The organism is Arthrobacter sp. YA7-1 (assembly GCF_025960325.1).
In the GTDB taxonomy this organism is placed as follows: domain Bacteria; phylum Actinomycetota; class Actinomycetes; order Actinomycetales; family Micrococcaceae; genus Arthrobacter; species Arthrobacter bambusae_A.
The window spans coordinates 3,951,122-3,976,486 of the sequence record NZ_CP110114.1; the positions used below are offsets into that span (position 1 = coordinate 3,951,122).

Annotated in this window: 21 protein-coding genes and 1 pseudogene; 9 read left to right on the forward strand and 13 right to left on the reverse strand. The window is 64.3% G+C overall.

The genetic code is table 11. The features are described 5' to 3' along the window. Positions 1–16 precede the first annotated feature (16 nt). Positions 17–613 carry a TetR-like C-terminal domain-containing protein gene (locus tag OIT41_RS18475; protein WP_241710705.1) on the reverse strand — a complete coding sequence of 199 codons (597 nt, stop codon included), beginning with the start codon at positions 611–613 and terminating at the stop codon, positions 17–19. 80 nt (positions 614–693) lie between these two features. Between OIT41_RS18475 and OIT41_RS21035 the strand changes: the two genes are divergently transcribed. The 3 genes from OIT41_RS21035 to OIT41_RS18485 all read left to right on the forward strand — a co-directional run bounded on the left by OIT41_RS21035 (position 694) and on the right by OIT41_RS18485 (position 3,296). Further along, positions 694–1,635 (forward strand): AvrD family protein, encoded by a 942-nt coding sequence (locus OIT41_RS21035; RefSeq protein WP_284763823.1) that lies wholly within the window; start codon positions 694–696, stop codon positions 1,633–1,635. Next, positions 1,632–2,204, forward strand: a complete 573-nt coding sequence (locus OIT41_RS18480) for a TetR/AcrR family transcriptional regulator (protein WP_241710706.1) — start codon at positions 1,632–1,634, stop codon at positions 2,202–2,204. Before OIT41_RS21035 ends, OIT41_RS18480 begins: the two co-directional genes overlap by 4 nt. A gap of 141 nt (positions 2,205–2,345) precedes the next feature. Further along, positions 2,346–3,296 carry an SDR family NAD(P)-dependent oxidoreductase gene (locus tag OIT41_RS18485; protein WP_241710707.1) on the forward strand — a complete coding sequence of 317 codons (951 nt, stop codon included), beginning with the start codon at positions 2,346–2,348 and terminating at the stop codon, positions 3,294–3,296. Between the two features lie 120 nt (positions 3,297–3,416). Here OIT41_RS18485 and OIT41_RS18490 read toward each other — a convergent pair whose 3' ends face one another. Then, complete coding sequence (locus tag OIT41_RS18490) at positions 3,417–4,616, reverse strand: IS110 family transposase (protein WP_264637057.1); 1,200 nt, start codon at positions 4,614–4,616, stop codon at positions 3,417–3,419. Between the two features lie 834 nt (positions 4,617–5,450). Here OIT41_RS18490 and OIT41_RS18495 point away from each other — a divergent pair. Continuing rightward, positions 5,451–5,789 (forward strand): hypothetical protein, encoded by a 339-nt coding sequence (locus tag OIT41_RS18495; RefSeq protein ID WP_241710708.1) that lies wholly within the window; start codon positions 5,451–5,453, stop codon positions 5,787–5,789. Positions 5,790–5,820: 31 nt separating this feature from the next. Beyond that, positions 5,821–6,393: a hypothetical protein gene (locus tag OIT41_RS18500; protein ID WP_241710709.1), complete on the forward strand. Its 573-nt coding sequence runs from the start codon at positions 5,821–5,823 to the stop codon at positions 6,391–6,393. 218 nt (positions 6,394–6,611) lie between these two features. On the opposite strand, the gene OIT41_RS18505 is transcribed toward OIT41_RS18500, so the two are convergent. From OIT41_RS18505 to OIT41_RS18540, 8 genes and pseudogenes are all read right to left on the reverse strand, one after another. Continuing rightward, the gene (locus OIT41_RS18505; protein WP_241710710.1) at positions 6,612–7,562 is read right to left on the reverse strand and encodes a tetratricopeptide repeat protein; all 951 of its coding nucleotides are present in this window, start codon (positions 7,560–7,562) and stop codon (positions 6,612–6,614) included. Positions 7,563–8,132: 570 nt separating this feature from the next. Continuing rightward, entirely contained in the window at positions 8,133–9,515 is a 1,383-nt protein-coding gene (locus OIT41_RS18510; RefSeq protein WP_241710711.1) for an NtaA/DmoA family FMN-dependent monooxygenase, read from the reverse strand. Positions 9,516–9,524: 9 nt separating this feature from the next. Further along, positions 9,525–10,679 carry an LLM class flavin-dependent oxidoreductase gene (locus OIT41_RS18515; protein ID WP_241710712.1) on the reverse strand — a complete coding sequence of 385 codons (1,155 nt, stop codon included), beginning with the start codon at positions 10,677–10,679 and terminating at the stop codon, positions 9,525–9,527. Further along, a complete protein-coding gene (locus OIT41_RS18520) occupies positions 10,676–11,536 on the reverse strand; it encodes a DUF1684 domain-containing protein (protein ID WP_241710713.1) in 861 nt (286 codons plus the stop codon). The genes OIT41_RS18515 and OIT41_RS18520 overlap by 4 nt, the downstream gene beginning before the upstream one ends. A gap of 150 nt (positions 11,537–11,686) precedes the next feature. After that, a pseudogene (locus OIT41_RS18525) lies at positions 11,687–11,882 on the reverse strand (LLM class flavin-dependent oxidoreductase); the annotation flags it as partial. Beyond that, a complete protein-coding gene (locus OIT41_RS18530) occupies positions 11,879–12,877 on the reverse strand; it encodes an ABC transporter substrate-binding protein (protein ID WP_241710714.1) in 999 nt (332 codons plus the stop codon). The pseudogene OIT41_RS18525 and the gene OIT41_RS18530, both read right to left, overlap by 4 nt. A 13-nt stretch (positions 12,878–12,890) precedes the next feature. Continuing rightward, positions 12,891–13,718, reverse strand: a complete 828-nt coding sequence (locus OIT41_RS18535; RefSeq protein ID WP_241710715.1) for an amino acid ABC transporter ATP-binding protein — start codon at positions 13,716–13,718, stop codon at positions 12,891–12,893. Further along, a complete protein-coding gene (locus tag OIT41_RS18540) occupies positions 13,715–14,797 on the reverse strand; it encodes an amino acid ABC transporter permease (RefSeq protein WP_241710716.1) in 1,083 nt (360 codons plus the stop codon). Before OIT41_RS18540 ends, OIT41_RS18535 begins: the two co-directional genes overlap by 4 nt. Before the next feature lie 264 nt (positions 14,798–15,061). Here OIT41_RS18540 and OIT41_RS18545 point away from each other — a divergent pair, with 264 nt between their 5' ends. The 3 genes from OIT41_RS18545 to OIT41_RS18555 all read left to right on the forward strand — a co-directional run bounded on the left by OIT41_RS18545 (position 15,062) and on the right by OIT41_RS18555 (position 19,015). Continuing rightward, positions 15,062–17,014 carry an FAD/NAD(P)-binding protein gene (locus tag OIT41_RS18545; protein ID WP_264637058.1) on the forward strand — a complete coding sequence of 651 codons (1,953 nt, stop codon included), beginning with the start codon at positions 15,062–15,064 and terminating at the stop codon, positions 17,012–17,014. Between the two features lie 56 nt (positions 17,015–17,070). Further along, positions 17,071–17,592, forward strand: a complete 522-nt coding sequence (locus OIT41_RS18550; RefSeq protein ID WP_264637059.1) for a GNAT family N-acetyltransferase — start codon at positions 17,071–17,073, stop codon at positions 17,590–17,592. Between the two features lie 316 nt (positions 17,593–17,908). Further along, positions 17,909–19,015: an IS110 family transposase gene (locus OIT41_RS18555; RefSeq protein WP_264637060.1), complete on the forward strand. Its 1,107-nt coding sequence runs from the start codon at positions 17,909–17,911 to the stop codon at positions 19,013–19,015. Between the two features lie 327 nt (positions 19,016–19,342). Here OIT41_RS18555 and OIT41_RS18560 read toward each other — a convergent pair whose 3' ends face one another. After that, positions 19,343–19,921, reverse strand: a complete 579-nt coding sequence (locus tag OIT41_RS18560; protein WP_241710719.1) for a DinB family protein — start codon at positions 19,919–19,921, stop codon at positions 19,343–19,345. Between the two features lie 197 nt (positions 19,922–20,118). Here OIT41_RS18560 and OIT41_RS18565 point away from each other — a divergent pair, with 197 nt between their 5' ends. Next, positions 20,119–21,111: a hypothetical protein gene (locus tag OIT41_RS18565; protein WP_264637989.1), complete on the forward strand. Its 993-nt coding sequence runs from the start codon at positions 20,119–20,121 to the stop codon at positions 21,109–21,111. A 23-nt stretch (positions 21,112–21,134) separates the two neighbouring features. Here OIT41_RS18565 and OIT41_RS18570 read toward each other — a convergent pair whose 3' ends face one another. Both OIT41_RS18570 and OIT41_RS18575 read right to left on the reverse strand, forming a co-directional pair. Then, on the reverse strand, positions 21,135–23,108 hold the full coding sequence (locus OIT41_RS18570; protein WP_264637061.1) for an NHL domain-containing thioredoxin family protein: 1,974 nt from the start codon (positions 23,106–23,108) through the stop codon (positions 21,135–21,137). After that, positions 23,108–25,273 (reverse strand): bifunctional copper resistance protein CopD/cytochrome c oxidase assembly protein, encoded by a 2,166-nt coding sequence (locus OIT41_RS18575; RefSeq protein ID WP_264637062.1) that lies wholly within the window; start codon positions 25,271–25,273, stop codon positions 23,108–23,110. Before OIT41_RS18575 ends, OIT41_RS18570 begins: the two co-directional genes overlap by 1 nt. Positions 25,274–25,365 lie beyond the last annotated feature (92 nt).

The window sequence follows — 25,365 nt, forward strand, 5'->3', positions numbered from 1 at the left end:
TGCTAGTGGGGTTCCGTCACTCCACGACCGTCGATTGGAGATAGCCCACTACAAAATGTGCGGTTTGCCGGGCGAGACGGTCATCGGCGGACACCGCCACGGGCAGCAAGGTGCGAGCCAGGATAGGGCCAACAAGTAGGTCGCACACCATATCGACGTCGACGCTCCGGTCGGCCAACTCCCCACGTTCGACTGCCGCAGCTATCACTCTCGCGACGTTCGCGCGACGCGGGCCGACGAAATCGTCACGGTACCTGTCGCGCACCCTCGGGTCCGTGCGAACAGATTCCAGAAGTCCAGGCAGGTTGTTTCGGACAAGCGGAGAAGCGAACATGGCGATATCCTCACGCTGAAGCTTCAGGAGATCTCCGTATAGTGAACCGGTGTCGACCTGCATGCCGGTTCCGAAACGGGCCTCAATGACCTCGAAGGCGAGATGGGCGATGCTGGGGTACCGGCGGTAGAACGTAGGCCTTGTCGTGCCCACCTCCGTGACGAGCCCGTCAATGGAGAGTCCCGAGAAACCCTCGGTTACCATGATCCGCTCAGCGGCCTGGATCAGGGCTTCCGTAATGCCCGGGACGAAAGGGCGCCCTGTTTGATTATTCGTCACTACGTAACCTTATCAAGCGCCCTCGGCACACAGCCGGGAAAATGCTTCTAAAAATACAGATAGGTCTGTAACGTAGCAGCATGATTGGGGTTTCGATCGAGGAGGCTCTTGGGCCGGCAAACGGCCGCTACTTCGCTGCGGGTTACCGCCGGGTGTCACACCTGGTGGAAGCCTCCGGCCGCAGGAGACCAGGGCACCCACTCGAAGCCGTAGGTTCGGTTGTGTATCCGCAGGACTGGTCGACTAACCCCGACGGTGGTGTCCGCGTCGCACACCTGAGTTCCGTCGACGCAATCGTTCTTCCCTTGGTGCTCCTTGAACAATCGGACCCGGTCGACTTCCCAGGGGTGCTGGGAAACTGCTGGGTTCAGTGTGTTGACTTGAGATCCGGCAGCGTGCCATGGCTTGAACTGGACCGGGTGCCGCTTGCAGTCGAAATCGACGTTTACGGGCATACACTTGTGGTCGCTGCGGTGGTCGGAAACATCCGCGCCCGGCTGACCCTGTCCACGCAAAATGCAACCGGCGACGCGCGAAGAGAAACAGAGTGGCCGCCGCCCGCTGGCAGCACGGTATATGGCGGGCTCTATAGGAACACAGTTTCGCGAACACTGCTCACCGCGTACAAAGCAACCCAGCAAACTCTTAGCGCAGAACACGAGTTTTCCGGCCCGGCCTCAGACGCGCGGACACCGGGAGGGCTGGAGTCCGTCTTCTGGCCCGCACTGACGGCCGTCGATTACTTGGTCACCATGGGACAGCTCACTCAGGTTGCAATCTACGAGTCAGCGCAGACAGGCAGATCAGGCGCGGGCAATCTATGGATGCGCACCATGCAGCTCAGACTCCCTTCTCCCCCGACACGTGTGCCCGCATCTCTTCACACATCTACACGTCTCGTTCGCGACCGCACCGTCGCCGGAACCGGCCGGCAGCTCCACGATGTTCGAGTCGACTCAAAGGCGTCATCCGGTGTAACGGCACGGGCAGCATTGGCCTACGAAGAAGCCCGGCAACCATGAGCAAGGACTCTTATGGCTATCCGGGTGCACCCGCAAGCGCCGGCTCCTTCGGGCAGGATGCATCATCGAGCGGATCCATTCTCCAGGCCGCCGCCGAAATGCTTGCCGCTGAACCTTACACCACCGTCACTCTTGAGCGGATCGCAGCGATCGTTCACGTGCCCATCGAGAATCTCGAAATGTGGTTCCCCACGATGCACGCGCTGGGAGCGGCTGTCCTGGATTACGAACGTGAATGCATGCAACGAACTCAACGGGAAGCAGACCAACGAACCAGCGATCCTATCGAACGTCTGCTTTACGTCTTTCGTTCCATCGGCGCCGACCTGGCCAACGATGTTGTCGTCAGGGCTGGAGTCCGCCTGGCGGATGAGTCCCGGCAACACTTTCCCGAACGACGGCTCGATCCGTTCGCCGTCTGGCGTGACTTCGTGTTCAGACAACTCGATGAAGCCAAGGACATGGGGCTGCTTCATGACAGGGTCAATCTCGACGAGACCGTCTGGCTCATCGTCGCTGCGGGCATGGGAACGAAGGACCTCTTGGCGTCCCGCAAACGCCTGGACTGAGGCACCCGCGAGGCTTGAGGCCATACTCAAGACGATCCTTATGCTTGTCCGACGCGAAACCTCAGTTGAACTCCGTGATGCGTGATCCGATCCGCGCCGAACGCATTCCGAAATACAGCATGCACCCCATTTGGGCGCAACATGGCTGAGCATCCGCAGCATGTCGCCGTGGTCACCGGCGCCACCGGAGGCATCGGCACTGCAATCGTCCATCGGCTCGTCGTCGGCGGCGCGGTAGTCATCGCTCACTACGCGAGCAACTCCGACCGGGCATCGAAACTTCAACGCGAAGTTGGGGAACTCGGCGGCACATGCTCGATGGTGCAAGCTGACTTACGAACCGAGGAAGGAGTGGGTCAACTTGTGGATTCAGTCGACGATCTCCTCCGTTCGCAACCGACACATGCTCTACATGCCCTCGTCAACAACGCCGCGAAACTCCTCGGTCCGTCGTTCTCCGACGCGACGCCGGCTCAGTTCGACGAGTACTTTGCACTCAACGTGAAGGCCCCATTCTTCCTAACACAGCGGCTCGTCACCCGGATGCACCCAGGTGGCAGCATCGTGAACGTATCCTCTGCAGGCGCACACTTCTCAAGTCCTGGCGACATCGTCTATGCCATGAGCAAGGCCGCGATCGAGTCCCTCACAATGAACGCGGCAGAATGGCTCGCAACACGCGCGATCCGGATCAACACCGTGATCCCCGGGTTTACCGACAACGGGCATAGCGCGTTCCGTATCGACGAGGTCCGCGAATACCTGTCCACCTTCGCCGTGCTCGGCGGGATCAGTGACCCCGAGACCGTTGCCGAGGCTGTCGCGTTCCTACTCTCCGCTCACGCTTCCCGGACCACGGGCGCCACCCTTGACGTCAGCGGGGGAAGCACGCTGGGAGCCCGCCCGGCACCACATCTCAGCCTGCGTGCAATGGCCGCAAACCGCAGCATAGACCAACCAGGAACCGGCGGGAACCAAGGCGCTGAACGCTCGGATGAAGACAGCATCGTGTACGAACAGGACGCAGGACGTGCCCTGACCATCTGGCCCGCTAGACCTGCCCCACACCAAGGTTCTCCGGATCCTCAATAGCCTCACGGAGAGCCGGGATACTGGCGACAGCCATGCCGATCGTTCCAATGACCGCGATGAACGATGTCGCGTCGTGTCGTGGAAGGTGACGCCAATCGGGGGGTGTCCCTATGTTTTTCGTCAAGCGGTCTGGGCGGGTTTTTCTTCGTAGAGGGTGCCGTGTTTGAGCATTGAGAAGATGACGTCGCAGCGGCGGCGGGCCAGGCAGATGACCGCGGCGTTGTGTTTCTTTCCCTGGGCCCGTTTCTTTTCGTAGTAGTCCTTGGACGCCGGGTGGTGGCAGCTGGCGATCCAGGCGGATCTGAAGAGCGCGTTCTTGAGCTGTTTGTTGCCGGAACGGGCAGGGAATTCCCCGCGGATCGAGGTGCCGGAACGCCGTGTGACGGGTGCGATGCCTGCGTAGGCGGCAAGGTGGCCTGCGGAGGTGAAGGTGCTGGCGTCGCCGATGCTCAGGAGTATGGTTGCGGCGGTCTTGATGCCGACTCCCGGCATGGACATCAAGACCGTGGAAAGAGGGAAGTCATCCAGGAGTTTTTCCACTTCGGCGGCGACGATGGCCCGCTGCTCTTTGAGTTCCTTGATCTGGGCTGCGACGCGTGGAATCACGAGTTCAACGGCCTCGGTGCCGATCACGGTGACGGTCTGCTCATCCAGGGCTGTGAAGACCGCGTCGATGAGCTTGGCGGGGTCTTTCCGGCTGTGGTTCCTGGCCCAGCGCAGCACATTTCCGCGCCCGGCGGCCCGCAGCCCGGTCGGCCCGGCGTATTTGATGAACAGCTCCAGTACCAGGGTCCTGGTCAGGACGGTGCCGGGGAAGACGCGCTCCAGGGCGGGGAAGATCTGCAGGAGCAGGGACCGCAGCCGGTTGATCGCCCGTGTGCATTCGTGGGTCAGGTCAGCGTCGAAACCGGAGAGCACCTTCAACGCCGCCAGCACTTCGCTGTCCCGGTCCACGGACCGCAGGGTGTGGGGCATCGATCGGGCCGTGTCCGCGATGATGAAGGCGTCCCGGGCATCGGTTTTGGACTTGCCCGGATACAGGTCCGCGGCCTTGCGCATGGCCAATCCGGGCAGGTAGGCCACGGTGGCCCCGCAGTCCCGAGCCACGGCTATCGGCAGTGCGCCGATGGTGTTGGGCTGGTCAACGATCACCAGCACCCTGCCGTGTTGCTGCAGGCCGGTGAACAACTCACGGAGCCTGGCCTCGTCCTGCGGCAAGGGCTTGTCGAAAATCCGCTCGCCCGAGCGGTCCAGGGCGGTCGCGTGATGTTCGGATTTCCCGACATCCAGCCCGCAGAAAACAGCGAATTCCTCGTCCATACGCGCCCCTTCGCGTCCTCTGGCCGCAGTCACGACACCCGATGCTGGCACCCACGTTACAAAGAGACCTCTCCCTCAAAAGGGCCGGCCCTGTCCCTATCAGCAGTCAACGCGTGTCTCCGGATCCGGCGACAACACCCCCCGGATCATCAGCGACAGGGCAAGAAAGTCATACCGGGTCCAGCGACCAAATCCCCGGCTCTCGGGGACCCAATAAATGTAACGGGTGATCGCGGACACCCGGAGGTAAAACCCTACCCAGGACTGCCAGAAGTGTGATCAGGGCGGTTTTGGTCACCATCGGCTCGAGGACTCTCAGCTCGTCCGGAGGGGCGGCAGCCCACAGTAGTCTCGCCGATACTGCCGAACAGGAGGCCACCATGATTCCAAGACCTCTTAGGCGAGTCCGGTAGTGACGGGCAATCAGCTGCGAGTTCTTCGGTCGACGGAAGAAGAAAGAGGTCGGGTGATGGCGCAAGCGTGGGCCTGGCCGTCGGGAGCTGCTGTCCCATATGACAATCGGCTTACGGGCGCCGTAAGGCATGCGAATCTCGGTCTCGAGGTTTCGGTAGTGCCGCCCATTCCAGTAGGGAGCGGGCTGTGCAAGACTTCCGGCATGAACGATCCACGAAGCCGCCTCCTTCCCCTCCTCCGCCAAGGTGAGCGATTGTTGTGGGTGGGACAACCGGATCCGCGGGTTCGCTTCACTTCGGCTGACGCCTTCCTTGTGCCGTTCAGTGTCCTCTGGGGAGGGTTTGCGGTCCTTTGGGAGGTTGCGGCCATTACGACAGTCAGGCAGCCCCTTTTGTCATCTGGGGCATTCCCTTTGTTCTGGTGGGCCTCTACTTCATTTTCGGGCGTTTCATCTTCAAAAAGCGGCGGAAGAGAGCAACGATCTACGGCCTGACCAATTCGCGTGCCATCGTCTGCACGGGGGACAGGTCAGTAGCCGATTCCCCAGTCATCGCGATGCCCACAAAGGTGGACCGGGCCAGGGACGGGCGGCATGTAAGCGTGACGTTCGGATACCAAGGCCTTATGGGCCTTTTGGGCATGTACCAGAATACGGGGCTCGATTTTTTCAGCCTCGGCATGGGACAGGCGGTCGCCTTCTACGACGTAGATGACATCGACGGGCTAAATAGGGCCTTGGACCAGGCTCAGGTCGGATGAGTGCCAGTCGCCCCCGCACGGGAAGGTCGTAATGAAGAAGTGGGTCCGGGGGCACCCGTATCTGACCTTGGCGTTCGGTTACGTTCTGGTCTTCGTCTTGGTAGCCTCTGCTTGGCTGGTCTTTGATGCAGGCGACCCTGCAACCGTCCTGTTCAGGACTTTCACGAACACCTTGGTCTACTGGCTTTTCGCACTGTTCAACGTACGAAATGTACGTAAGACCAAGCAGCGCCTCGACCAAAACGGCCAGTTCAGGGCTTTTATCCGCTACCCGGACTCCCGTCCAGATTCGCTCAGCGGTATCTGGAACCAAGGCATTGCAACGCCCGGCGCGGGATCCATCCGGTTCCAGCCCGCAGTCTACGGCAACCTGGAGCCATCCGGACGGCCGACGGAGTTGAAAGTGCAGGAAGTCCTTCCGGAGCGCCGGAAAGTCGCCGGCAAGGAGCGCAAATATATGCCGGTATACGGGTACCAATCCGTGACCTTACTGACAGACGAGGGCAACGTGGACCTCGCCGCAAGACCGGAGTCGCTGGACAGGCTAGCAACGGCTGTACTGTCAGGTCGTGGAGAATCCGCAAGTCCAGGGTCTTCGCCCTGAAAATGATTCCGTCAAGCTCCTTGCCGGAAGCCCCGGCAAGTGGAGGTAGCCGTGCATCTTATGTGGTGCAGCCGGGCTCGAGTTGCGCCGGTGGGGTGCCCGGTAAGGGATCCCTCACCGGACGCTGCGGATTGGGCCGTCTAATCAGGGGAGCACCCGAGGCTATCGCGCCGCCGCATCCGCCGAGTTCTCTGAATCGGCTGACCGGACGTTGCGGACTACCAGAGCAGGTCGAGGGCGAGCACGTCGATGCCATGCCTGCCGGCCAGCCAATCGTCAATAACACTGCCGAGGTCGGCTTCGTGCCCTGCAAGGCCAAGTCGTATCGCATCCTCTGAAGTGGAGGAGATGTGTTCGTGTCCGTCATCGGGTGCGCCGTGCGAACACTTCGAGCACATCAGCCGGATTCCAGACCAATCGTCGAGCCCCAGCCCCCGCTGTCCGAGGAGCTCCGACAGCGCCTGGATATCCTCATCGGTCGCACCCACTATCTGCGCCTGCCATGTAGGAACACCGGAATCTTCAAGACGTCCCAGCTCGTCGAAGACCGAAACCTCCTGTCCATCGAGCCTCCGGGTCCCTTTGGGTTCCCCGTCGTGAAGCACCGTATCTCGGAAACGATGGCCGGACTCCGGCAGGGGAACGCTCGCGATGATTGCATGGGCCGGACTCCGGCGCCAGCACCAAACCACCTCAGTCTCCCCAACCGAAAACAGGACCTGGTGAGGGAGGCTGGCCTGGTCGGGGTTCAGCCGGATGGGAGCCATGCCGCAATCGACGTCGATGGGCCCGGACTCGATTTGAAATCTATGCAGACCGTAGGCGGCCCACGCATCCCTGGCTTTGGACCAATCACGCAACGCTGTTGATGCGATGCCCATGTTCCAGGCAGCAGGATTGGCGCCGTTGAACTCCTCGGCATCTTTCGATGTAAAGAGTCTCAGTGCCTGCGCGTTGCGGTCCAGGCTTTCCGGCCAGTTGCCAAGGGCTTTGGACAGCAGACCGGCCTGAAACCAGCTGTAATAGGACTCAGGTGTCAGCTCCAGCAGCTCGGAGGCCAGAACTGTCGCAAGGCTGGAGTCCCCCGCCTCATCCGCGGCTTTCCACTCTGACCACACCTCGTGCGGCGTCCGCTTCTTCCTAAACCCCGCCCAAGTTCTTCCCACCATCTGAACAGTAGCAACATGCACCTCCCTGCTCGACAGCCACGCGGAGCACGAAACCACAGGACCCGTGTTCAAAACCATCCCCCTGCTGGCCACGGCACCGAACTCGGTGACGTCCGTAAGCCGGTCCTCCGCCGGACAGCTCGCCACCTTCACGCCTGAGCTTCGAGAAAACCGATGTGCAGGCACTCTCTGATTCCCGTGTGACCCGCCCGATTAAATGCCCGGTGAAGGTGCCCTAAACGCTACACGCCACGTCATCTCGTAACCGCAGAGACACGAGCCCGGCTCGCCGCCTCCACCAAGGCCACGGCTTTGCCTTGGAACCCCGGATCAGGTGGACGTTCTCATCAGGTCTTCCGGTTCTTTGATGAATCCGTTCTAGAGCCACTGTTCCCACACTGTTAATTTGAGCCGCACTAGTCCGTCATGGTTGTATCCGCCGTTCCCCACCGGCCCCCTCGCCTCACAAGTTCGGCCAGGAAACCGTGCCGGCGTGGGCCCAGAGCGCCGTTTTGGACGCTCAAAACGGCGTCTACGAAGCAATCGATGGAAGTTCAAAGCTTCACCGATTCAAAACGCCTCCGAACGCACCGGCGTCGCCAGCCCCAGGTTCTCTCGGAGGGTCGAGCCGGCGTACTCCGTGGGATACACACCGCGTTCCTGAAGCTCGGGCACAAGATGGTTCACGATGTCATCCAGGCCCGTGGGGATGAGCCAGGGCGAGATGTTGAAACCGTCCACGGCACCCACCCGGGCGTATTCGGCCAGGGTGTCGGCCACCGCTGCGTAGGATCCGGTGAACGTCGCGTCCACCCTTGACGTCCGGGAGCTCACGAACTGCCGGATGGACAGGCCCTTCTCCTTGGCCTCGGCGCGCCACTGCTCGGCGAGCTGCAGGGCCCTGGCACCGTGGAAACCACTGCCCCGGGTCTCGGAGGTCTCCTCTACCACCGGATCGATCTCCGGCAGCGGACCATCGGGATCGTAGGCGGACAACTCCCGGCCCCAGAACTGTTCCAGGTACGCAACTGCCTGCTGCGGCCCGATCTGCAGGCTGCGGACCCATTCCTTCTTTTCGCGCGCTTCCTCGTCGGTCGCCGCGAGGATGAACTCGCTGGCGGGCATGATCTGGACGTCGTTGGCACCCCGCCCGGCCGCCAGGGAGCGCGAGACGATATCGGCGCGGAACTCCACGGCATCGTCGAACTTCGGGTGCGCCGAGAAGATGACATCCGCCTGGCGGGCGGCGAAGTCACGGCCCTCGGGAGAGTCGCCGGCTTGGAACAACACCGGCCTGTACTGGGCGCTGCGCGGCAACCGGGGCGTGACGTCCACGGAATAGTGCTGCCCCGAGTGGTGCACACTCCGGACATGCGATGGAACCGCCCAGGAATCCGCGGAAACGGACGAGGAAACCGCCCCGTCCTCCCACGAATCCCAAATCCTCTTGGCGGTCTCCACGAAGGCTTCGGCATGGACATAGCGATCGGCATGGTCCAGGTAGCCGCCCCGCCGGAAGTTGGCCCCGGTCCACGCGTTATCTGTGGTGACGATGTTCCAGGCTGCCCGCCCGCCGGAGAGCAAGTCGAGCGAGGCGAGCCGGTGAGCGAGGTCGGCGGGATCGTTATACGTGGTGTTCTGCGTTGCCACGAGCCCGATGTTCGACGTCACCGACGCGAGCGCCGCGAGCGCCGTCTGCGCGTCCGGCCTGCCCGCGACATCCAAAGCATGCGGACGGCCGAGGTGTTCACGCAAGCGCAGGCCTTCGCCCAGGAAGAAGGCAGCGAACAGCCCACGCTCGGCGGTCTGGGCGATCCTCCGGAATGACTCAAAGTCAGTCTGCGAACCGGATTCGGGCGCCTTCCAGATGGTGCCGGAGTTGACGCCCTGGAAGAAGATCCCGAACTGGATTGTCCCGCTCGGCTGGAATTTAGCACGGTTGTGCTGTGTCATGTTCTCTCCTCAGTTTTCCGAGCCAACGCTCGCGTACCGGTTCAGCGGCCGTTCAAGACCCAGCAATTCCCGGAACGTGCCGCCCTGGGCAACAGGCTTAAGCGCCCCGCGGCGCCGAAGCTCGGGCAGCACCAACTGCGCCAGCTCCTCGAGCTCTACGTCCAGGACAGCGGGATGCAGCCGCACGCCGTCGGCCACCACAAGCAGCTCCGCCAGGAAATCAACGAGCTCCGCGGCCGTGCCGACGAAGCGCGCTCGGGAACTGGACCACGGAGTAAAGGCGTCCAATTCGGCGAGCCGCCCGGAGGCGCTTTGCCCGCGCGCGTCAAGGACGACGTCGAGCTCCGCCACTACAGCGGCGCCTCCCGCACGGGTCGCGCCGCCCCCAACAACGGCGCCGCCCCCAGCAATAGCCCGACGCACCTCCGCAACCTCCGCCACGAGCAGTGAAGGCGTCGGAGCGGACACCAGCACCACATCGGCGTCCGAAGGAAGCAAGCCGGCCTGCGCAACCACGGGCAACTGCCCCTGCAGCGGGCGCGGAATGATGGAGGGCCCCTTCACGGAATACCCGGGCCCCGCGAAATCGGCTGGCGTCTCGAAGTCGACGTAGTGGAGTTGGTCGACGTCGAGGTACCGCCCGGTGGCCACGTCCCGGATCACGGCGCCGTCCTCCCAGGAATCCCAGAGCCGCCGGCTCACTTCCACGGACGCCGCAGCCTCCTGCGCCAAGGCGGCCCCTTCAGCAAAAGAGCGCCCGACGGCGGCTGCCTCCTCCGCGGAGCCACTCGCCGCGACGAGCCAACCGGCACGTCCGCCCGAGACATAGTCAAGGCTCGCCAGCTGCGTCGAAACGTGGAAGGGCTCGGTGTAAACCGTGTCGACTTCAGGGACCAGCACAATCGAACTTGTCACCGGCCCGGCGAAGGCGGCCCGCTGCAAGGCGTTCAGGCGGCCGGCAACGTCACGTCCGGAACTCACCGGCCCATCGGCGAACGTCGCCACATGGAACCCCGCCGACTCCGCCGCCAAGACTGTGCTCCGAATCCGCGCACCGTTCAGCAACCCATCCGGTACATGCCGGGCTTTGCGCCAGGCGGCTGGGTGGGCGCCGTCGCCGTCGAGCTCCAGAGCCAAAAAGCCAGACTGGGTGTTGCCGCTCATTGCTGTTCCCGCCTTTCGTATGGAATCTGTTCGCCGGCTTCGATGGCCACGGCCAGCCGGTTCTCTGCAGGCGGCAACGGGCACGTGGCAAGGTCCGTGTAGGCGCACGGCAGGTTGACCGCACGGTTGAAATCGAGCACCACGGATCCGTCCCCATCCGGGACAACCGTGAGCGAGCGATTGGCCGCATAAGTGGTCTTGCCCGAGGTCGCATCCGTGAACAACACCGAGAGCGTGCCCGGAGCATGTCCATTGAAGGCCGTCAGCACCAGGTCCTGGCCCGCGAGCGTGAAATGGAGCTCGCCCGGTGCTTCGTAGACGTGCTGGATGCCCTCAACGGCGGCGCCTACCGTGGTGGGACGTGGAGACTCGAACGGCACGAACGTACCGTTCACGGCGAACGAAGCATCGGGCGCGTATGCCGGTGTGCCGCGGTATTCATTGAGCAGCGGGTTCCCGGGGTGCCGCGGCCGGACGATGTACTCGCCGCCGCGCTTGGCAAGCTCGACGACGGCGTCCCCCGACTTGAGGGTGAGGCCGTCGCGTTCGGCGATCGGGCCGAAAGTGACGGTGGCCCCTGCGGCGTCGGGGTTGAGTTCGTGGCCGTCCCGAAGCAGGCTTTCGCCTACCCCCAAAACCACGGTGACGACGTCGTTCTCAACACTCCAGATGCCGGGCACCCCGTCCAGTGGAGCCGCGCCGCCAGGCCGATGCGAATGCCCAAGCCAATGCAGGTGGGTGACGGCGAGGAATCCGTGCGGATCGGCGCGGTGGCGCTCATGCGCGGCGTGCCATTCCTGCCACGCGGCGGTGAAGGCCGCTGTGGTGGGGGCAGCCGTTTCAGTGGGCGTAGGCATGATTCCTCCTGTGGTTTGCGTGGTCTGCGGTGACGGTTCCCGCGGCGTCAGGCGACGTGGCTCCGGCGAACTCCGGACGACCGCCGTAGGGATCCGTCGGCTCCCACAAGGTGGTGGGCGCGGCTGCGCGGACCGCCGGGATGACCTCGAGCGCGAGGACCGTCGTCGGGGACGAAGAGATGAACTCACCGGCATGCCGCTCCCCTACAGCGAAACTGTCGAAACCCAGTTCCTCGGCCCGGCGCGCAGTCTCCACCACCTGGTTGAGCCGCTCCGCCGTCGAAACGATTTCCCCCGTCACCGGGTTCTTCAGGTGCGGAATGATGTCGAGTACCTGGAACTTCACTGTGTTTTCCCTGTCTGGGCACTGCCGAAGTTGGCCTCGGTCACGGTCTTTGATTCCGGCAGCGCTTCTTCGCTCAGGCCCCAACGCGCCAGGACCTTGCCGTAGGAACCGTCCTTGATGGCCGAATTCAAGGCATCCGTGATGGCCGGAGCCAGGCCGTTGCCTTTGAGGGTGGTAGCCGCGACGAGGGTCTCGGAGGGCCAGCCGGCATTGACTTTGCCCACCACTTTCAGGTCGTTCCGGGTGTTCTCGCGGTAGGAGACGGACGGGTAGGGTGCGATGTTCAAGTCTGTCCGGCCGGAGGAGAGCGCCAGGATGGTGTCGGCGTCGGAAGAGTAGTACTGGAGGGTTGCCGGGGCCTTGCCGCGGGATTCGAGGTCCTTGTTCCAGGCCAAGAGGATCTTCTCCTGGTTGGTGCCCGAGCCCACCGAGACCTTCAACCCGGAGATGTCATCCGCGCCCTTGATGTTGTACGTGGACGACTTCTTTGCTTCGAAGCCCATGTACGCGGCGCGGTAGGTGGAGAAGTCGAACAGTTTCACCCGGTCCTTGTTGATGCCGACGTTCGAGAACACAGCTTCGAAATCCCCCGACTGCGTCTTGAGCGGCCAGTTCTCCCACGAGGTCACCTGCACGTCCAGCGCGAGGCCCAGCTTGTCGGCCACGAGTTGTGCAATGTCTACCTCGACGCCGATCGGGGTCTTGTCATCCGTGGCGTGGAAGGACAGCGGGATGGATCCGGCGGTGGTGGCAACGGTCAGTTTGCCGTCCTTGCCGATCGCGGCGGGAACCGCGGCTGCCGCGGTGGGGTCCTTCTGTGCCCGGATGCGGTTCTGCTCGGGCGAGGTGTTGTAGACGACTCCGTTGCGGGCCGCACTCGCGGACGGACTGGCCGCGGCAGCGGACGCGCCCGGGTCGGAGCAGCCAGCGAGCGCCGGGAGTACGACGGCGGGCAGCACCGCTAGCGCGAGAAGCCGGGTTCTGATGCGTGGCATTTTCAAAGATTCCTCAGATGTTGAAAGCTGGTTCGATGACTTTGGAGAAGAAGCTCCGCGTCCGGGGTTCACGGGGATTCGCGAAGATCTCCCGGGGACTGCCCTGCTCCACGATCTGCCCTTCGTCCATGAAGACCACGGTGTCCGCAACGTCCCGGGCGAAGCCCATTTCGTGCGTGACGATGATCAACGTGGTACCCGAGGTGGCGAGTTCGCGGATGACATCGAGGACCTCGTTGACGAGCTCCGGATCCAGCGCCGAAGTGGGTTCGTCGAAGAGCAGGATCTTGGGGTCAAGGGCCAGCGCCCGTGCGATGGCAACACGCTGTTGCTGGCCGCCGGACAACTGCCGCGGATAGGCATCGGCCCGGTCCTTGAGTCCCACCCGGTCCAGGAGTTCCAGCGCACGCTTGCGCGCTCCGGCCTTGTTCCGGTGGAGCGCGACGACGGGTGCTTCGGTCACGTTTTCCAACGCGGTGAGGTGCGGGAACAGGTTGAAGTTCTGGAACACCATGCCGATGTCGGTGCGCTGCTCGAGGATGTCCTTTTCACGCAGTTCGTGCAGCTTGTTCCCACGGAGCTGGTAGCCCACCAATTGGCCGTCGATGGTGATGTACCCGCCGTCCACCTTTTCCAAGTGGTTGATGGTGCGTAGCAGGGTCGATTTCCCTGAGCCGGAGGGTCCCACGATCACGGCGACGCCGCCTGGCGGCACCGTCAGGGAAACACCCTTGAGGACTTCGGTGCCCCCAAAAGACTTGCGGACGTTGGTGATTTCCACGTGGCCGCGGGTTGCAGCGGCGGCGGGCGCCGCCGTCGTCGGGCTTTCGGCGGTACTCATCGGGCATCCTTCGCTCGGTCAAAATTCACGGCTGGGTGGGTGGAAAAGAACTTCCTCGCCTTCTGCAACGGAGTGAGCGGCAGGTTGCGAACGGCGCCCTTCGAGTAGTGCCGCTCGATGTAGTACTGGAAGATGCTCAGGACCGAGGTAATGGCCACGTACCAGAGGGTCGCCACGAGAAGCAGCGGAAGTACCTGCTGGGTACGGTTGTAGATGACCTGCACGGTGTAGAACAGCTCGGAATAGGCCAGGACGTAGACGATCGAGGTGCCCTTGACCAGGCCGATGATCTCATTGAAAGCCGTCGGGAGGATGGCCCGCATGGCCTGCGGCAACACGATCCTGGTGGAGCGTCGCCAGGCCGGAATGCCCAGTGCCGCGGCTGCCTCGAGCTGGCCTGGGTCCACCGAGAGGATGCCGCCGCGGATGATCTCCGCAGAGTACGCCGCCTGATTGAGGGTCAGGCCCAGGACGGCGGCTGCGAATTGGCTGATGAGCGTGGTGGTCTGGACCTCGAAGAATCGGATATCCGTGAAGGGGATGCCCAAGCTGATCTTCTCGTAGAGGTAGCCCAGGTTGTACCAAAGCAGCATCTGCACCAACAACGGTGTGGAACGGAAGATCCACGAGAACGTCCAGGACACAGAGAGCAGCAGCGGCGATGCCGAGAGCCTCATGAGCGCCAGGATGAAGCCGAGGACAAAGCCGAGCGCGCCGGAGATGGCCGTCAGCTTGAGTGTCTCCACCAGGCCGTTCACCACTGACTGCGCGGTGAACCATTGCGCCACCACGCCCCACTCCCAACGCGGGTTCGTCGCGAGGGACCAGGCCACCGCCACGACGCCTAGCGCCACCACAGCTGTGCCTACCCAGCGCCATGGATGCCGGGCCGGGACCAGTTTGTAGCCGGAGTAGCCAGCTGCCGGCCGGGCGACGGCACCCTGGGCCGCGGCACCCTGGGCCGCGGCCGCCGTCGGGCTTTCCTCGACGGCGCTGTGTTCCAAAAAGGCGCTGGCCGGCGCCGGTTCCGGTGCAGATTGCTGTGCGGACTGCGCCACTGTGGTTGCTGCTGAACTCATGCGCCACCTCGCTTCGTATCGCTTGTTTGATCGGATGGCTGCCAACCTAGGGGCATTCTCGAAGCGGCTGCAAGGCGGATTTTTGCACTTCTTCATCGGGCTTCATGGCGCTTCGCGCCGCTTCATACGGAGCCATATGAGTCCGTTCTTTGCGCTCGTTGACCCACCGTGACGCGCAGTGAACGGCCGTTACCAGCGCCTCGACCAAGGGCCCGCCACGTCCCTAGGCTCGGGTAGCACCAGCCACCGCCAACAGGAGTTGTCATGCCGCCCTTCGCCCCCACCATCGTGTTCATTGGCGGTGGTCCGCGCTCAGCCGGCATCCTCGAACGCCTCGCGGCCAACAGGAATGGCCTTTTCGACGGCCCCCTCGCCATCCATATCATCGAGCCGTACGAACCCGGTTCCGGGAGGATCTGGCGCTATGACCAGAACCCGGGACTCCTGCTCAACTCCACGGCTGCAGACGTCACGATGTTCACCGACAGCTCCGTGGCCTGCGACGGACCCGCCGTAGACGGTCCGGGCGTGGCTACCTGGGCAGCCGGCGTGCTCGACGGTTCCATCCGCGACGTCCCGCAGTTGGAAACCCACCTTCTTGAGCAGCTCCGGACGCTCACACCGGCGTCCTTTCCCAGCCGCCGGCTCCAGAGCAAGTACCTCGAGTGGTTCTTCCGGCGGGCCGTCGCGGCCCTCGGCCAGAACGTCGCGGTGACGGTCCACCGGGACACGGCCACCGCCGTCGAACATCTTGCGCCAGGGCCCGACGGCGGTGCGAAGTACCGCGTGCGGCTCGCCTCCGGTGGGGTCCTGGAGGCGGACATCGTGGTGTATTCGCTGGGGCACACGGATTCCCAAGCCGGGCCGGAGTCAGCGCGTCTGGCGGACTTCGCCGCGCGCCACGGCGGGTTCCATGCGGCGCCGTCGTACACCACCGACGTCGACTATTCGGCGATCGCACCCGGCCAGGACGTCCTGGTTTCGGGCATGGGGCTGGCGTTCGTGGACCTGCTGGTGCTCTTGTTCGAGGGCCGCGGCGGCCGCTTCGAAGACAGGCCCGACGGCGGCCTGGACTATGTGCCGTCCGGCGCCGAACCGCGGCTCTGGGCAGGATCCCGGCGAGGAGTCCCCTACCACTCCAAGATCTCGTCGGCCCTGCGCGGCGAACCCGTCGGCGCCCCGCGGTACTTCACCGCGGACGCCGTGGAATTGCTGCTCGCCGCCCACGAGGAGCTGGATTTCCGGACCCAGCTGTGGCCGCTCATCGCCAAGGACGCGGGCTACGCCTATTACCGCGAGCTCTTCACCGGCCACCCGGAACGCGTTCGCGGCGATTGGGACGAGTTTTCGGCACGCTTCGATGCCCTGGATTGGTACAGCCGCGACCGCGAGAACCTCATAGCCGCGGCCATCCCGGACCCGGCCCTGCGGCTCGACCTCGAGGCCCTCGACCAACCGTTCAGCGGCTGCGCCTTCCCTGACCATACCGCGGTGCAGAGATCGGTGGCGAACCACATCGAACGGGATCTCACGCTCCGCACGAGTCCCGACCACTCGGAAACCGTCGCCTTATTCACGGCCCTGCTCCGGGTCTACACGGAACTCGGCCGGTTTGTCCCCCAGGAGCGGCTCAATTCGCGCTCCCAACAAGCGGTGCATGGTTGGTGGCACGGCTTCTTCAGTTTCGTGGATTCCGGCCCGCCGCCGCACCGGCTGCGCGAAATCCTCGCCCTGCATCGCGCCGGGCTGCTGCAGTTCCTGGGACCGGGCACGTGGGTGCGTCCAGACGAGGCCAGCGGCCGATTCGTGGCCGGTTCCTTCCAATCGCCGGTGGTGGTTGATGCGGCGGCGTACATCGAGGCACGGTTGCCGTCGCCGTCGGTGGCGCGATCGGCCAACCCCGCGCTGGCGGACCTGCACGACGCCGTATGGGGCACCGAACAGTCGCTCCCCACCTCGGACGGCCCACACTCCACCGGTAAGCTGTTGGTCTCGAGTTCACACGAAGTCCTGGGTCCCGACGGCGTTCGGCAGGCGGGGCTTTTCGCCGTCGGACCCTGGACCTCGGGTTGGGGCGCCGGTGCGTTCGCGCGGCCCGGAACCAACGCGGCACCGTTCCGCGAGAACGACGCCCTGGCCCGCCGCCTCCTGTCCGAACTCTCCGCCCACCCAACCAGCCCCGCCCACCCAACTGACTCGCATTTGTTGTCGTTTTGACGCCTCATAACGACAACAACTGCGAGTCAGTTGGGCACATTCACGAAAGGCATGTCATGACAACAACGCCAACCCTGCCGTCGTCGGGCCTTTCGGTCCTGACCGTGCCCATGAGCGATCCCCGCGTCAGGCCCCTCCTGGACGAACTCGCCGTCGAATACACCACGCGCTACGGCGACCTCTTCGGCAGCGGTGGCGCGGCCGAGGAACTCAACAGGTACCCGGCGGACGAGTTTGCCGCGCCCCACGGTGCCCTGCTCATCCTTCAGGAGAACGGGGAAACCGTGGCTGGCGGGGCATTCCGCTGCTACGACTCCGGCACGGCAGAGCTCAAGCGGATCTGGACGCATTCGGCGCACCGGCGTCGTGGACTGGCCAGGGTGGTCCTCTCGGAACTGGAGGCCGAGGCGTCGCGGCGCGGCTACCGGCGGATCTACCTCACCACCGGCCCGCGGCAGCCCGAGGCCAAGAACCTCTACCTGGCCACGGGCTACACCGCGCTCTTCGACGTCGACGCGGATCCGGAAGAGATCAAGCACTTGGCGTTCACGAAGGACCTGGAGCCCATCGAGACGTGAGATCTCGGGCCTTTCACTAGACGATATGAGGGGTTGCAGGTCCTTCCCGTCCGGTTCGGCCATTTTCGCCGGGGCGGTCCCGCAGCGCCGGCTGGTGTGATCCGTTGGATCCCGCGAGGAGGGCGGCGCTGTGGGGCCTGAATCCCCGGCGGTGATGTCCTTTATCCCGGACGGGAGGGGAACGGCCGAGAGGGATGGTGGGGCCGGGGCCTTCTGTTTCACAGGGCCGTGGGTTGCCATTGGAGGTTCCCTTGGCCTGACGGCTCCTCGGGGGTGCAATGGTAGTGCCACATGTGAGGTTTGGGAGGTCCCGGCTATGTTTGAGCATACTTTCATTGGTCTGGATGTTCACGCGGTCAACGTGGTGGGACATGCGCTGAACCCGGCCACCGGCGAAGTCAGCGCCCACACGATGCCCGCTGACCCGGCCATCGTGCTGGAGTGGATCCGCCGGTTCGCCCCGGACGTCACGGCCGTCTACGAATCAGGACCCACCGGGTTCGTCCTGGCCCGTTACCTGCGCGCCGCGGACATCAACTGCGTGGTCGCGGCGTCCTCGAAGCTGCTGCGCGCTCCCGGGGACCGGGTGAAAACCGACCGGCGCGACGCCCGGGTGCTGGCCGAGATGCTCGCGGTCGGCTCGGTCACCGAGGTGCGGATCCCGGACCCGGACGAAGAGGCCCTGCGGGACCTGTCCCGGCTACGCTCGGGCACGGCCAAGGACCTCGCCCACGCCCGCCAGCACGTGAACGCCATCCTGCTGCGCCACGGCATCCGCTACCCCAAGGACACCCGCTGGACGAAGGAACACACCCGGTGGTTGCACCGCCAGAGCTTTGAGGAACCGGCGCTGCAGTTCACCTACGAAGCTGATCTCGAGCAGGCCGAACTGCTCGCCGTGCATATGGCACGGATCGACAAGCACGTCGCCGCCACGGCCGCGGCGTGCCGTTACGCCCCGGTGATCGACGCGCTGATGTGCCTGCGCGGCATCCAGATGACCACCGCGTTCGGGCTGGCCGTGGAAATCGGGGACTGGACGCGCTTCACCGGTTCCACGATCGGCTCCTACCTCGGGCTGGTGCCCAGTGAAGACTCCTCCGGCCAGTCCCGGCACCAGGGCCCGATCACCAAGGCCGGGAACACCTACGCCCGCAAACTCCTCATCGAAGCCGCGTGGCAGCACCGGCGCCCCTACGTCCGGCCCGGGGAACGGCTGTTGCGCCAGTTCGATGTCGTCGCTCCGGCAACCCGGATCCGCGCCATGGAAGGAAACCACCGGCTGCATCGCAAGTGGGAACACTTCGATGAACGGCACAAACTGTCGGTCAAGGCCAACACCGCGATCGCCCGTGAACTCGCCGGCTGGTGCTGGTCGCTGGCCGCCCCGCTCCAGCAAGGAGAACGCATGAACGCGGCCTGACCCCGGACGTGCCCCCGGCGTGGTGGACGTGCGATGGCAGCATCCGGAGCTAACCCGCGAGTGAGCTATGAGCAGACGAGACCGAATGCGTCGACGCTCGATACTAGACACCGATACGCTCCAGCCGAACACATCGTCATGCGGTAAACAACCCGCGAATATCAGCCTGACACTGCAGTCGAGAAAGACCCGCCAACACCTTCACGACGACCAGCCGGCACGCGATGAGCGGCCCCAGGAACCAACAACCAGGAGCCGCTCATCCATGCCTCTTGACAACCAGACCCACATATCAGCTCGCAGGGCCAAGATCTCACCCCCGGATTGCTATCCCACAGCCTGGCGCGCCGCGGCCTCGATCCTGGCCCGGTGATCAGCCCATTCTTCGGTACTTCGCTGTGACAAGTTCAAGTCTCCGGGGCCCTTCCCGGCCGAACCGTCGATGAGCTCCCGAAGTATGTCGGCATGCCCCAAGTGCTGGGCCGTCTCGACGCACATGTGCACCAGGATTTGATGGAGCGTCACGTGACGGCGTTCTTCCGGCCACCACGGCACTTCCCCGGGAGCGTCCAGCGGCAGTGACTCGATCGTCGCATCACTGTGCTCAGCCGAGAAGCGATGCAGTTTGATGATCCCGTCCCGGCTCTCTTCCGGTACAACCCACAGGTCCGCGTCAGGTTCGGCATCGTCGGCGAACCACGGCAAGTCCCGGCCGCTCGGCCGGCCAAAGACCTCCCCGAAATACCCAAGCTCCACACTGGCCACATGCTTGACCAATCCCAGGAGGTTGGTGCCGGTGGGGGTCATGGGCCGGCGGACGTCGTACTCGTCGAGTCCGTCGAGCTTGGCGAGGAGCTCGCTCCGGCGGGCGCGCAGATATTTGAGCAGAATCGCTTTGTCATCCATCCGGGCACTATACCGTTGCATCGCGGGCCTGTGCCGTCTGTGCATGGCGAAACTGACCTGCTCCCCTCGCGTCGGCGCGGCTGAAGCGGAGCTGCCACCCGCCGTCGTGCCCTTCCCCCAAAGCGTGTACAGCCGTCACGTGAGGGAAACGATGGCAAGGTATTGCCAAACCGGCGGGTAACGTAAAGGGCGTGCAGTTGAGTCAAGCGTTGGTCAAGACCGCGGCCGGGTGGCTGCTCGGTCTGATGCTTGCCGTGGCCGCTGCGATCGTCTCCATCAACCTGGTGAGCAACTCCATCGCCAGCCCGCAGCAGCAGGTGCGCGACTACCTCTCGGCCCTCCAGCAGGGGCATGGCGGGGAAGCCCTCGGGCTCCTGCACGCGTCAGTGCCCAACGCCAATGCCGCCATGCTGGACGGTACAGCCCTCCAGACGGCGGCGTCGAAGATCACCGACGTCAAGCTGGGCAACGCCGAATCCCGGGGCGGCAACCGGGTGACGGTCCCCATGGACTACCAGATCGACGGCAAAGCGCTGCACTCAGATTTCCTGCTTGAACGGACGGGCACCGAGTGGCTGTTCTTCGGCAAGTGGTCCTTCGTGCCGTCATCCTTGCCGACCATCGAGGTCACCGCGGTGAACGCCAACGAGGCGAGCCTGAACGGCGTCCCGGTGAACCTGCCCAATGGCCGCAACAGCTTTGCCGTGTTTTACCCCGGCCAGTACGAAGCCAGTCTCACCGGAAAATACTTCTCGGCGCCGGCGACCAATACTTCGGTGACCACGGGCGCCCTGCCCCAGTCACCCCTCAACCTTCTGACCAAGCCCACGGACGCCATGATCAAGGTAGTGAGCGACAAGGTCAAGGAATTCCTGGACACCTGCGCCGCTGACGCCACCAAGCAGCAAAAACTCCAACCTGACTGCCCGTTCTACCATGTCACCAACAGCCGGGTGGTGGACGGCACCATCAAATGGCAGATCACGGAATATCCGAAGGTCAGCATCGACCCCTTCAACGGGCAGTGGGTCGTGGCTCCCCTCAACGGCAAGGCCAAGGTCACAGCCCGTGAAATCGATCTCTTCAGCGGGCAGGTCGGCGATCTCAGCGCCGTTCACGACTTCAGCTTCACCACACGGCTGGACATAGGCGCAGACACCATCACGGTCACTCCAATGGTGAGCTTCTAGGCTGCGCCCCCGAAAGCCCCTGCTTAGTCCATCCCGCGCAGATCGAGCACCAGCTCGGAATCGCCGTCGGCCTGCAGGACCACAGGGATGCCCCAGTCCTGCTGGTACAGGTGGCACGCGGCGTGATCCGGGATTTCGCCGTCCTCGGTCTCCGGGCCGTCACACGCAGCGGCACGGGCCGTGATGTGGAGGATCCCGTCAGGCACATCCGCGGACAACTCCAGTGTCCGCAGCAGGCCCACGGACGTGCCGCCACCGGAAATCAGCAGCTCGGGCGGGGTCGACGAGATCTTCAGCTGCGTGGGATCGCCCCAGCGGTCGTCGAGCTTCTGCCCGGTCGGGGCCGTGAAGCGCACGGTGAGTTCCAGCTTCCCCGGCGCCACGGGACTCTTGGGCCGCTGCGTCTGGGAGGCTCCCTCGTCCACCTGCTGGGCTTCCTTGGGGATGGGAACCAGGACCAGTTGGTGCTTGTTGGATTCGACCACCACCAGCAGCGGTTCGCCGCCTTCGGGGTAGACCACGACGACGTCGCTCGGCTCCGCGAGTCCCCGCGCCACAGTGGACACCGCCCTGGTCGCGGGATCGTAGCGCCGCACGGCACCGTTGTAGGTGTCGGCAACTGCCACGGAGCCATCGGGGAGCACTGTGACACCGAGGGGGTGCTGCAAGCGGGCTTCCGTGGCGTCGCCGTCCCGGAAACCGAAATCGAACAGGCCCTTGCCCACCGCCGACTCAACGGTCACACCGGACTCGCCAAGGACCAGGCGGCGCAAGGCCGAGGTCTCGGAATCGGCCACCCAGATGTTGTCTTCCGCATCCACGGCCAGGCCGGAAGGCTGGGCGAACCAGGCTTCCTCGGCAACTCCGTCAAGCAAACCTTCAAGGCCCGAGCCAGCCAGGATGGACACCTCGCCGCTGAGAGGCTCGAAGGCAAAGATCTGGTGCGTGCCGGCCATCGCGATGACAACGCGCTGCAGCTTCTCGCTCCACACCACGTCCCACGGCGAAGACAGGGACACCCCGGTCCCAACGCCCAGTACCCCGACGTCGAGTGCGTCGGCAGCGAAGTCCGCCGGTCCGGCGTCGTGGTGTTCAGCCCAAACGCCGGCACCGCTTTCCGTCACGCGGGCAGGGCCGGCGTCGAGCAGGCGCTGTACGCCGTTGCCCGCGACTGTCTGCACGTAACCCGAGCTGAGCGTGACGCCGCGGAGGCGGTGGTTCACGGTGTCGGCGACCACTGCCTCGTACCCGAGTTGCCAGGCGAGCGACGGCGGGAGCACTGCGACGCCCTGCGGCTCGTTGAACTGCGCAATTTCCGCCACTCCGTCCAGGTAACCCTTCGTTCCCGAACCGATGACGCGTTCGACGGTCTCCAGGTCAGGCCGAAGTTCCACCAACCGGTGGTGGCCGGAATCGACCACAAGGTAGTTGCCGTTCTCCAGCTGGGTCGCCTTGCCGGGGAAGCGCAGGGTGCCCGACGTCGGGACGGGAGCCACGTAGGGGCCGTCGCCTCGGTGGAGGGTCCCCTTGGCTTCGTGCTCGGCCACCAGCTCCTCAAGGAGCACGGCGAGGCCGTCTGCGTGGCCTTCACCGGAAAGGTGTGCCACGATGTAGCCCTCGGGGTCCACTACCACCAGCGTCGGCCAGGCGCGGGCCGTGTAGGCCTTCCATGTGGCGAGCTCGGGGTCGTCAAGGACGGGGTGGTGGATTTCGTAGCGCTCCACGGCGGATGCGAGGGCCACGGGATCGGCTTCGTGCTCGAACTTGGGAGAATGCACGCCGACCGTCACGAGCACGTCGGAGTACTTTTCCTCAAGCGGACGCAACTCATCCAGGACATGCAGGCAGTTGATGCAGCAGAACGTCCAGAAGTCCAGCAGCACGATCTTGCCGCGCAGCGCTTCCAGGTCAAGCGTCTTTCCGCCGGTGTTAAGCCAATTACGGCCCACCAGTTCAGAGGCGCGGACACGCAGTTGGGTGCGTACGGTTTCGCTCATCAGCGTCCTTCCAGGTTGGTATTGCTTTCGGGCTGCTTGGAATCCCGATCAATCAGTTTCGCATCGCGGTCTGCAAGCCGCGCAAACATATCGTTGTAAGCATTCAGGTCGGCGTCGTTATTCCTGTCCGCGGCCCGGTCGGTGCGTTTCGTCTCACGAGCGTCCGAACGCGACCACATGACCGCGACGCCGATCGCCACCACCAAGGTGGGGACTTCGCCGATTCCCCAGGCCACGGCGCCGCCGGTCTGCTGGTCCAGCAAGGCCGATTGCCCCCAGGTCCGGCCGAGGTTGCCGAAGTAATCGGCCGCGAGCAGCCCGGTGCCTCCCATGATGGACACGCCGAAGAATGCGTGGAAGCCCATCGTGGCGAGCAAGAGGAGCAACCGCATGGGGTAGGGCGCCCGTCGGGGCAGCGGATCCGTGCCGATCATGGTGAGGACAAAGATGTAGCCGGTTAGCGTGAAGTGCAGGTTCATGAGCTCGTGGCCCACGTGATCGCGCATCGCCCAGCCGAACGCGTCCGAGTAGTAGAAGAGGATGATCGAGCCGGCAAAGTTCGCGGCAGCAAACAGCGGGTGGGTCACCACTTGGGAGAATTTCGAGTGCACAAACACCAGGAGCCACTCACGGACACCGCGGGAACCGTCCCCGCGCGATCCCTCGCCGCGGGATGGCAGGGCACGCAGTGCCAGCGTCACGGGCGAACCCAGGACCAGGAACAGCGGCGCCACCATCGTCAAAGCCATGTGGTCCACCATGTGAGCGGAGAACAGTATGCGGCCGTAGACCGACGGCGGTCCGGACGTGATGTATGTCAGGACCAGCAGGCCGATCATCCAGTTAACGGTACGGAACCACGACCAGGAGTCACCGCGCCGGCGGACCTTGACCACGCCAAGGATGTAGCTCGCCGCGCCGAAGAGGGCCACGGCCACCCAAAGCCAGTCGAAGCGCCATTCGGTCAACCAGCGTGCGGGCGTCAGCTCAGGCGGGAGCTCGTACCCGGACAGGATGAAGGCCGGCGAGGCGTCGGGCGCGTAGGTGGTGGGCAGCGGCGGTGCCGAACTGGACAGCGCGACGGCGAGTCCCGACGTCGCGCCCATCACCAGGAGTTCAACCAATACAAGCTGCCACAGCACGCGGCGCGTCGATATCGACTTGCGGCCCAGCTGCGGGATCACCCATTTGCGGTGCATGAACCCGATGCCGCCAAGGACAACAGTGGCCAATGCCTTCGCCAGGACGATCTGCCCGTAGGGGGTGCCCACCAAGGCCGAAAAGCTGGTGATGCGAATGCTTGCGTTGACGACCCCCGACGCGAAGACCAGGACGAAGGCGAAGCCGGCCAAGGTGGAGAACCGGCGAAGGGTCTGCTCCGTGATGTCTTTGGTGCCGGTTGCCTTGGAACCGTGCAGGACGCCTGAGAGGACCGCAAGCATGATGATGCCACCCACCCAGGCGGACACGCCCACCAAGTGAAGGCCAAGCGAATTGATGGCGCCCTCATGGTCGCTGGAACTCGCGGAGTGCCCGATTAGCGCGCTTGGCACCAGTCCGCCCAGTGCCAGGACAAGAGTGAGCGCGAGTCCAGCCAATGAGCGGACCCCGAAGAGCGCCGTCGTGGCAATCGCGGCGATGATCGTCACGGCGAGCCACGCTTGGCCGGTCTGGATGTCCGTCATGAAGTAGACGAGGGACGCAGTGAACTGCGCGTCTCCGGAGAGCCTCTGCCCGGCCACGTCCGCGTAGGTCAGCACGAGGACCGCGACGGCGGAGAGCGTCCAGGCTGCACCTGCTGCTGACGCCACGGCCAAAGCACGGCTGAACGCGGGATGCTCAGGGGCTTCGTCGCCCTTCGATCGCGACGCGTTCCGGGGAAGGATGGCGACGGCGAAGATCAGTCCGCCGATGACAGTCGCCAGGGACACATTATGGAGGGCTTTGGCGACGGGCAGCCCCCAGCGGACCAGCGCGCCCGGATCAGCGACCTGCCGCGCGGCCGACGCACCGGAGAAAATCAGGGCGCCAACGAGAGCCAGGAAGAGGGCAGCGAACCCCGCCAGCTGCCACGGCAAGGAGATCCCTTCCACGGCAGCAGCTGCCTTGGTTCCCGGCTTCGAAGCGGGTGAAGGAGCAGTGGCTGGAGTTTTGGCTGACGGCACCTATCCATTGTCCGCTAACGTCGGCGGCGCGGCGAATCGAGCGGGTTAAAGCAGAAAGGCGGCAACCCGCAGGTTGCCGCCTTTCAGGGCGT

Bases quoted from the DNA above. Each gene is read 5' to 3' on its own strand.
- OIT41_RS18555 (WP_264637060.1), top strand. From the start codon at position 17,909: ATGTTTGAGCATACTTTCATTGGTCTGGATGTTCACGCGGTCAACGTG.
- OIT41_RS18530 (WP_241710714.1), bottom strand. From the start codon at position 12,877: ATGCCACGCATCAGAACCCGGCTTCTCGCGCTAGCGGTGCTGCCCGCC.
- OIT41_RS18485 (WP_241710707.1), top strand. From the start codon at position 2,346: ATGGCTGAGCATCCGCAGCATGTCGCCGTGGTCACCGGCGCCACCGGA.
- OIT41_RS18505 (WP_241710710.1), bottom strand. From the start codon at position 7,562: ATGGTGGGAAGAACTTGGGCGGGGTTTAGGAAGAAGCGGACGCCGCAC.
- OIT41_RS18520 (WP_241710713.1), bottom strand. From the start codon at position 11,536: ATGCCTACGCCCACTGAAACGGCTGCCCCCACCACAGCGGCCTTCACC.
- OIT41_RS18545 (WP_264637058.1), top strand. From the start codon at position 15,062: ATGCCGCCCTTCGCCCCCACCATCGTGTTCATTGGCGGTGGTCCGCGC.
- OIT41_RS21035 (WP_284763823.1), top strand. From the start codon at position 694: ATGATTGGGGTTTCGATCGAGGAGGCTCTTGGGCCGGCAAACGGCCGC.
- OIT41_RS18550 (WP_264637059.1), top strand. From the start codon at position 17,071: ATGACAACAACGCCAACCCTGCCGTCGTCGGGCCTTTCGGTCCTGACC.
- OIT41_RS18540 (WP_241710716.1), bottom strand. From the start codon at position 14,797: ATGAGTTCAGCAGCAACCACAGTGGCGCAGTCCGCACAGCAATCTGCA.
- OIT41_RS18500 (WP_241710709.1), top strand. From the start codon at position 5,821: ATGAAGAAGTGGGTCCGGGGGCACCCGTATCTGACCTTGGCGTTCGGT.
- OIT41_RS18490 (WP_264637057.1), bottom strand. From the start codon at position 4,616: ATGGACGAGGAATTCGCTGTTTTCTGCGGGCTGGATGTCGGGAAATCC.
- OIT41_RS18510 (WP_241710711.1), bottom strand. From the start codon at position 9,515: ATGACACAGCACAACCGTGCTAAATTCCAGCCGAGCGGGACAATCCAG.
- OIT41_RS18570 (WP_264637061.1), bottom strand. From the start codon at position 23,108: ATGAGCGAAACCGTACGCACCCAACTGCGTGTCCGCGCCTCTGAACTG.
- OIT41_RS18480 (WP_241710706.1), top strand. From the start codon at position 1,632: ATGAGCAAGGACTCTTATGGCTATCCGGGTGCACCCGCAAGCGCCGGC.
- OIT41_RS18560 (WP_241710719.1), bottom strand. From the start codon at position 19,921: ATGGATGACAAAGCGATTCTGCTCAAATATCTGCGCGCCCGCCGGAGC.
- OIT41_RS18515 (WP_241710712.1), bottom strand. From the start codon at position 10,679: ATGAGCGGCAACACCCAGTCTGGCTTTTTGGCTCTGGAGCTCGACGGC.
- OIT41_RS18535 (WP_241710715.1), bottom strand. From the start codon at position 13,718: ATGAGTACCGCCGAAAGCCCGACGACGGCGGCGCCCGCCGCCGCTGCA.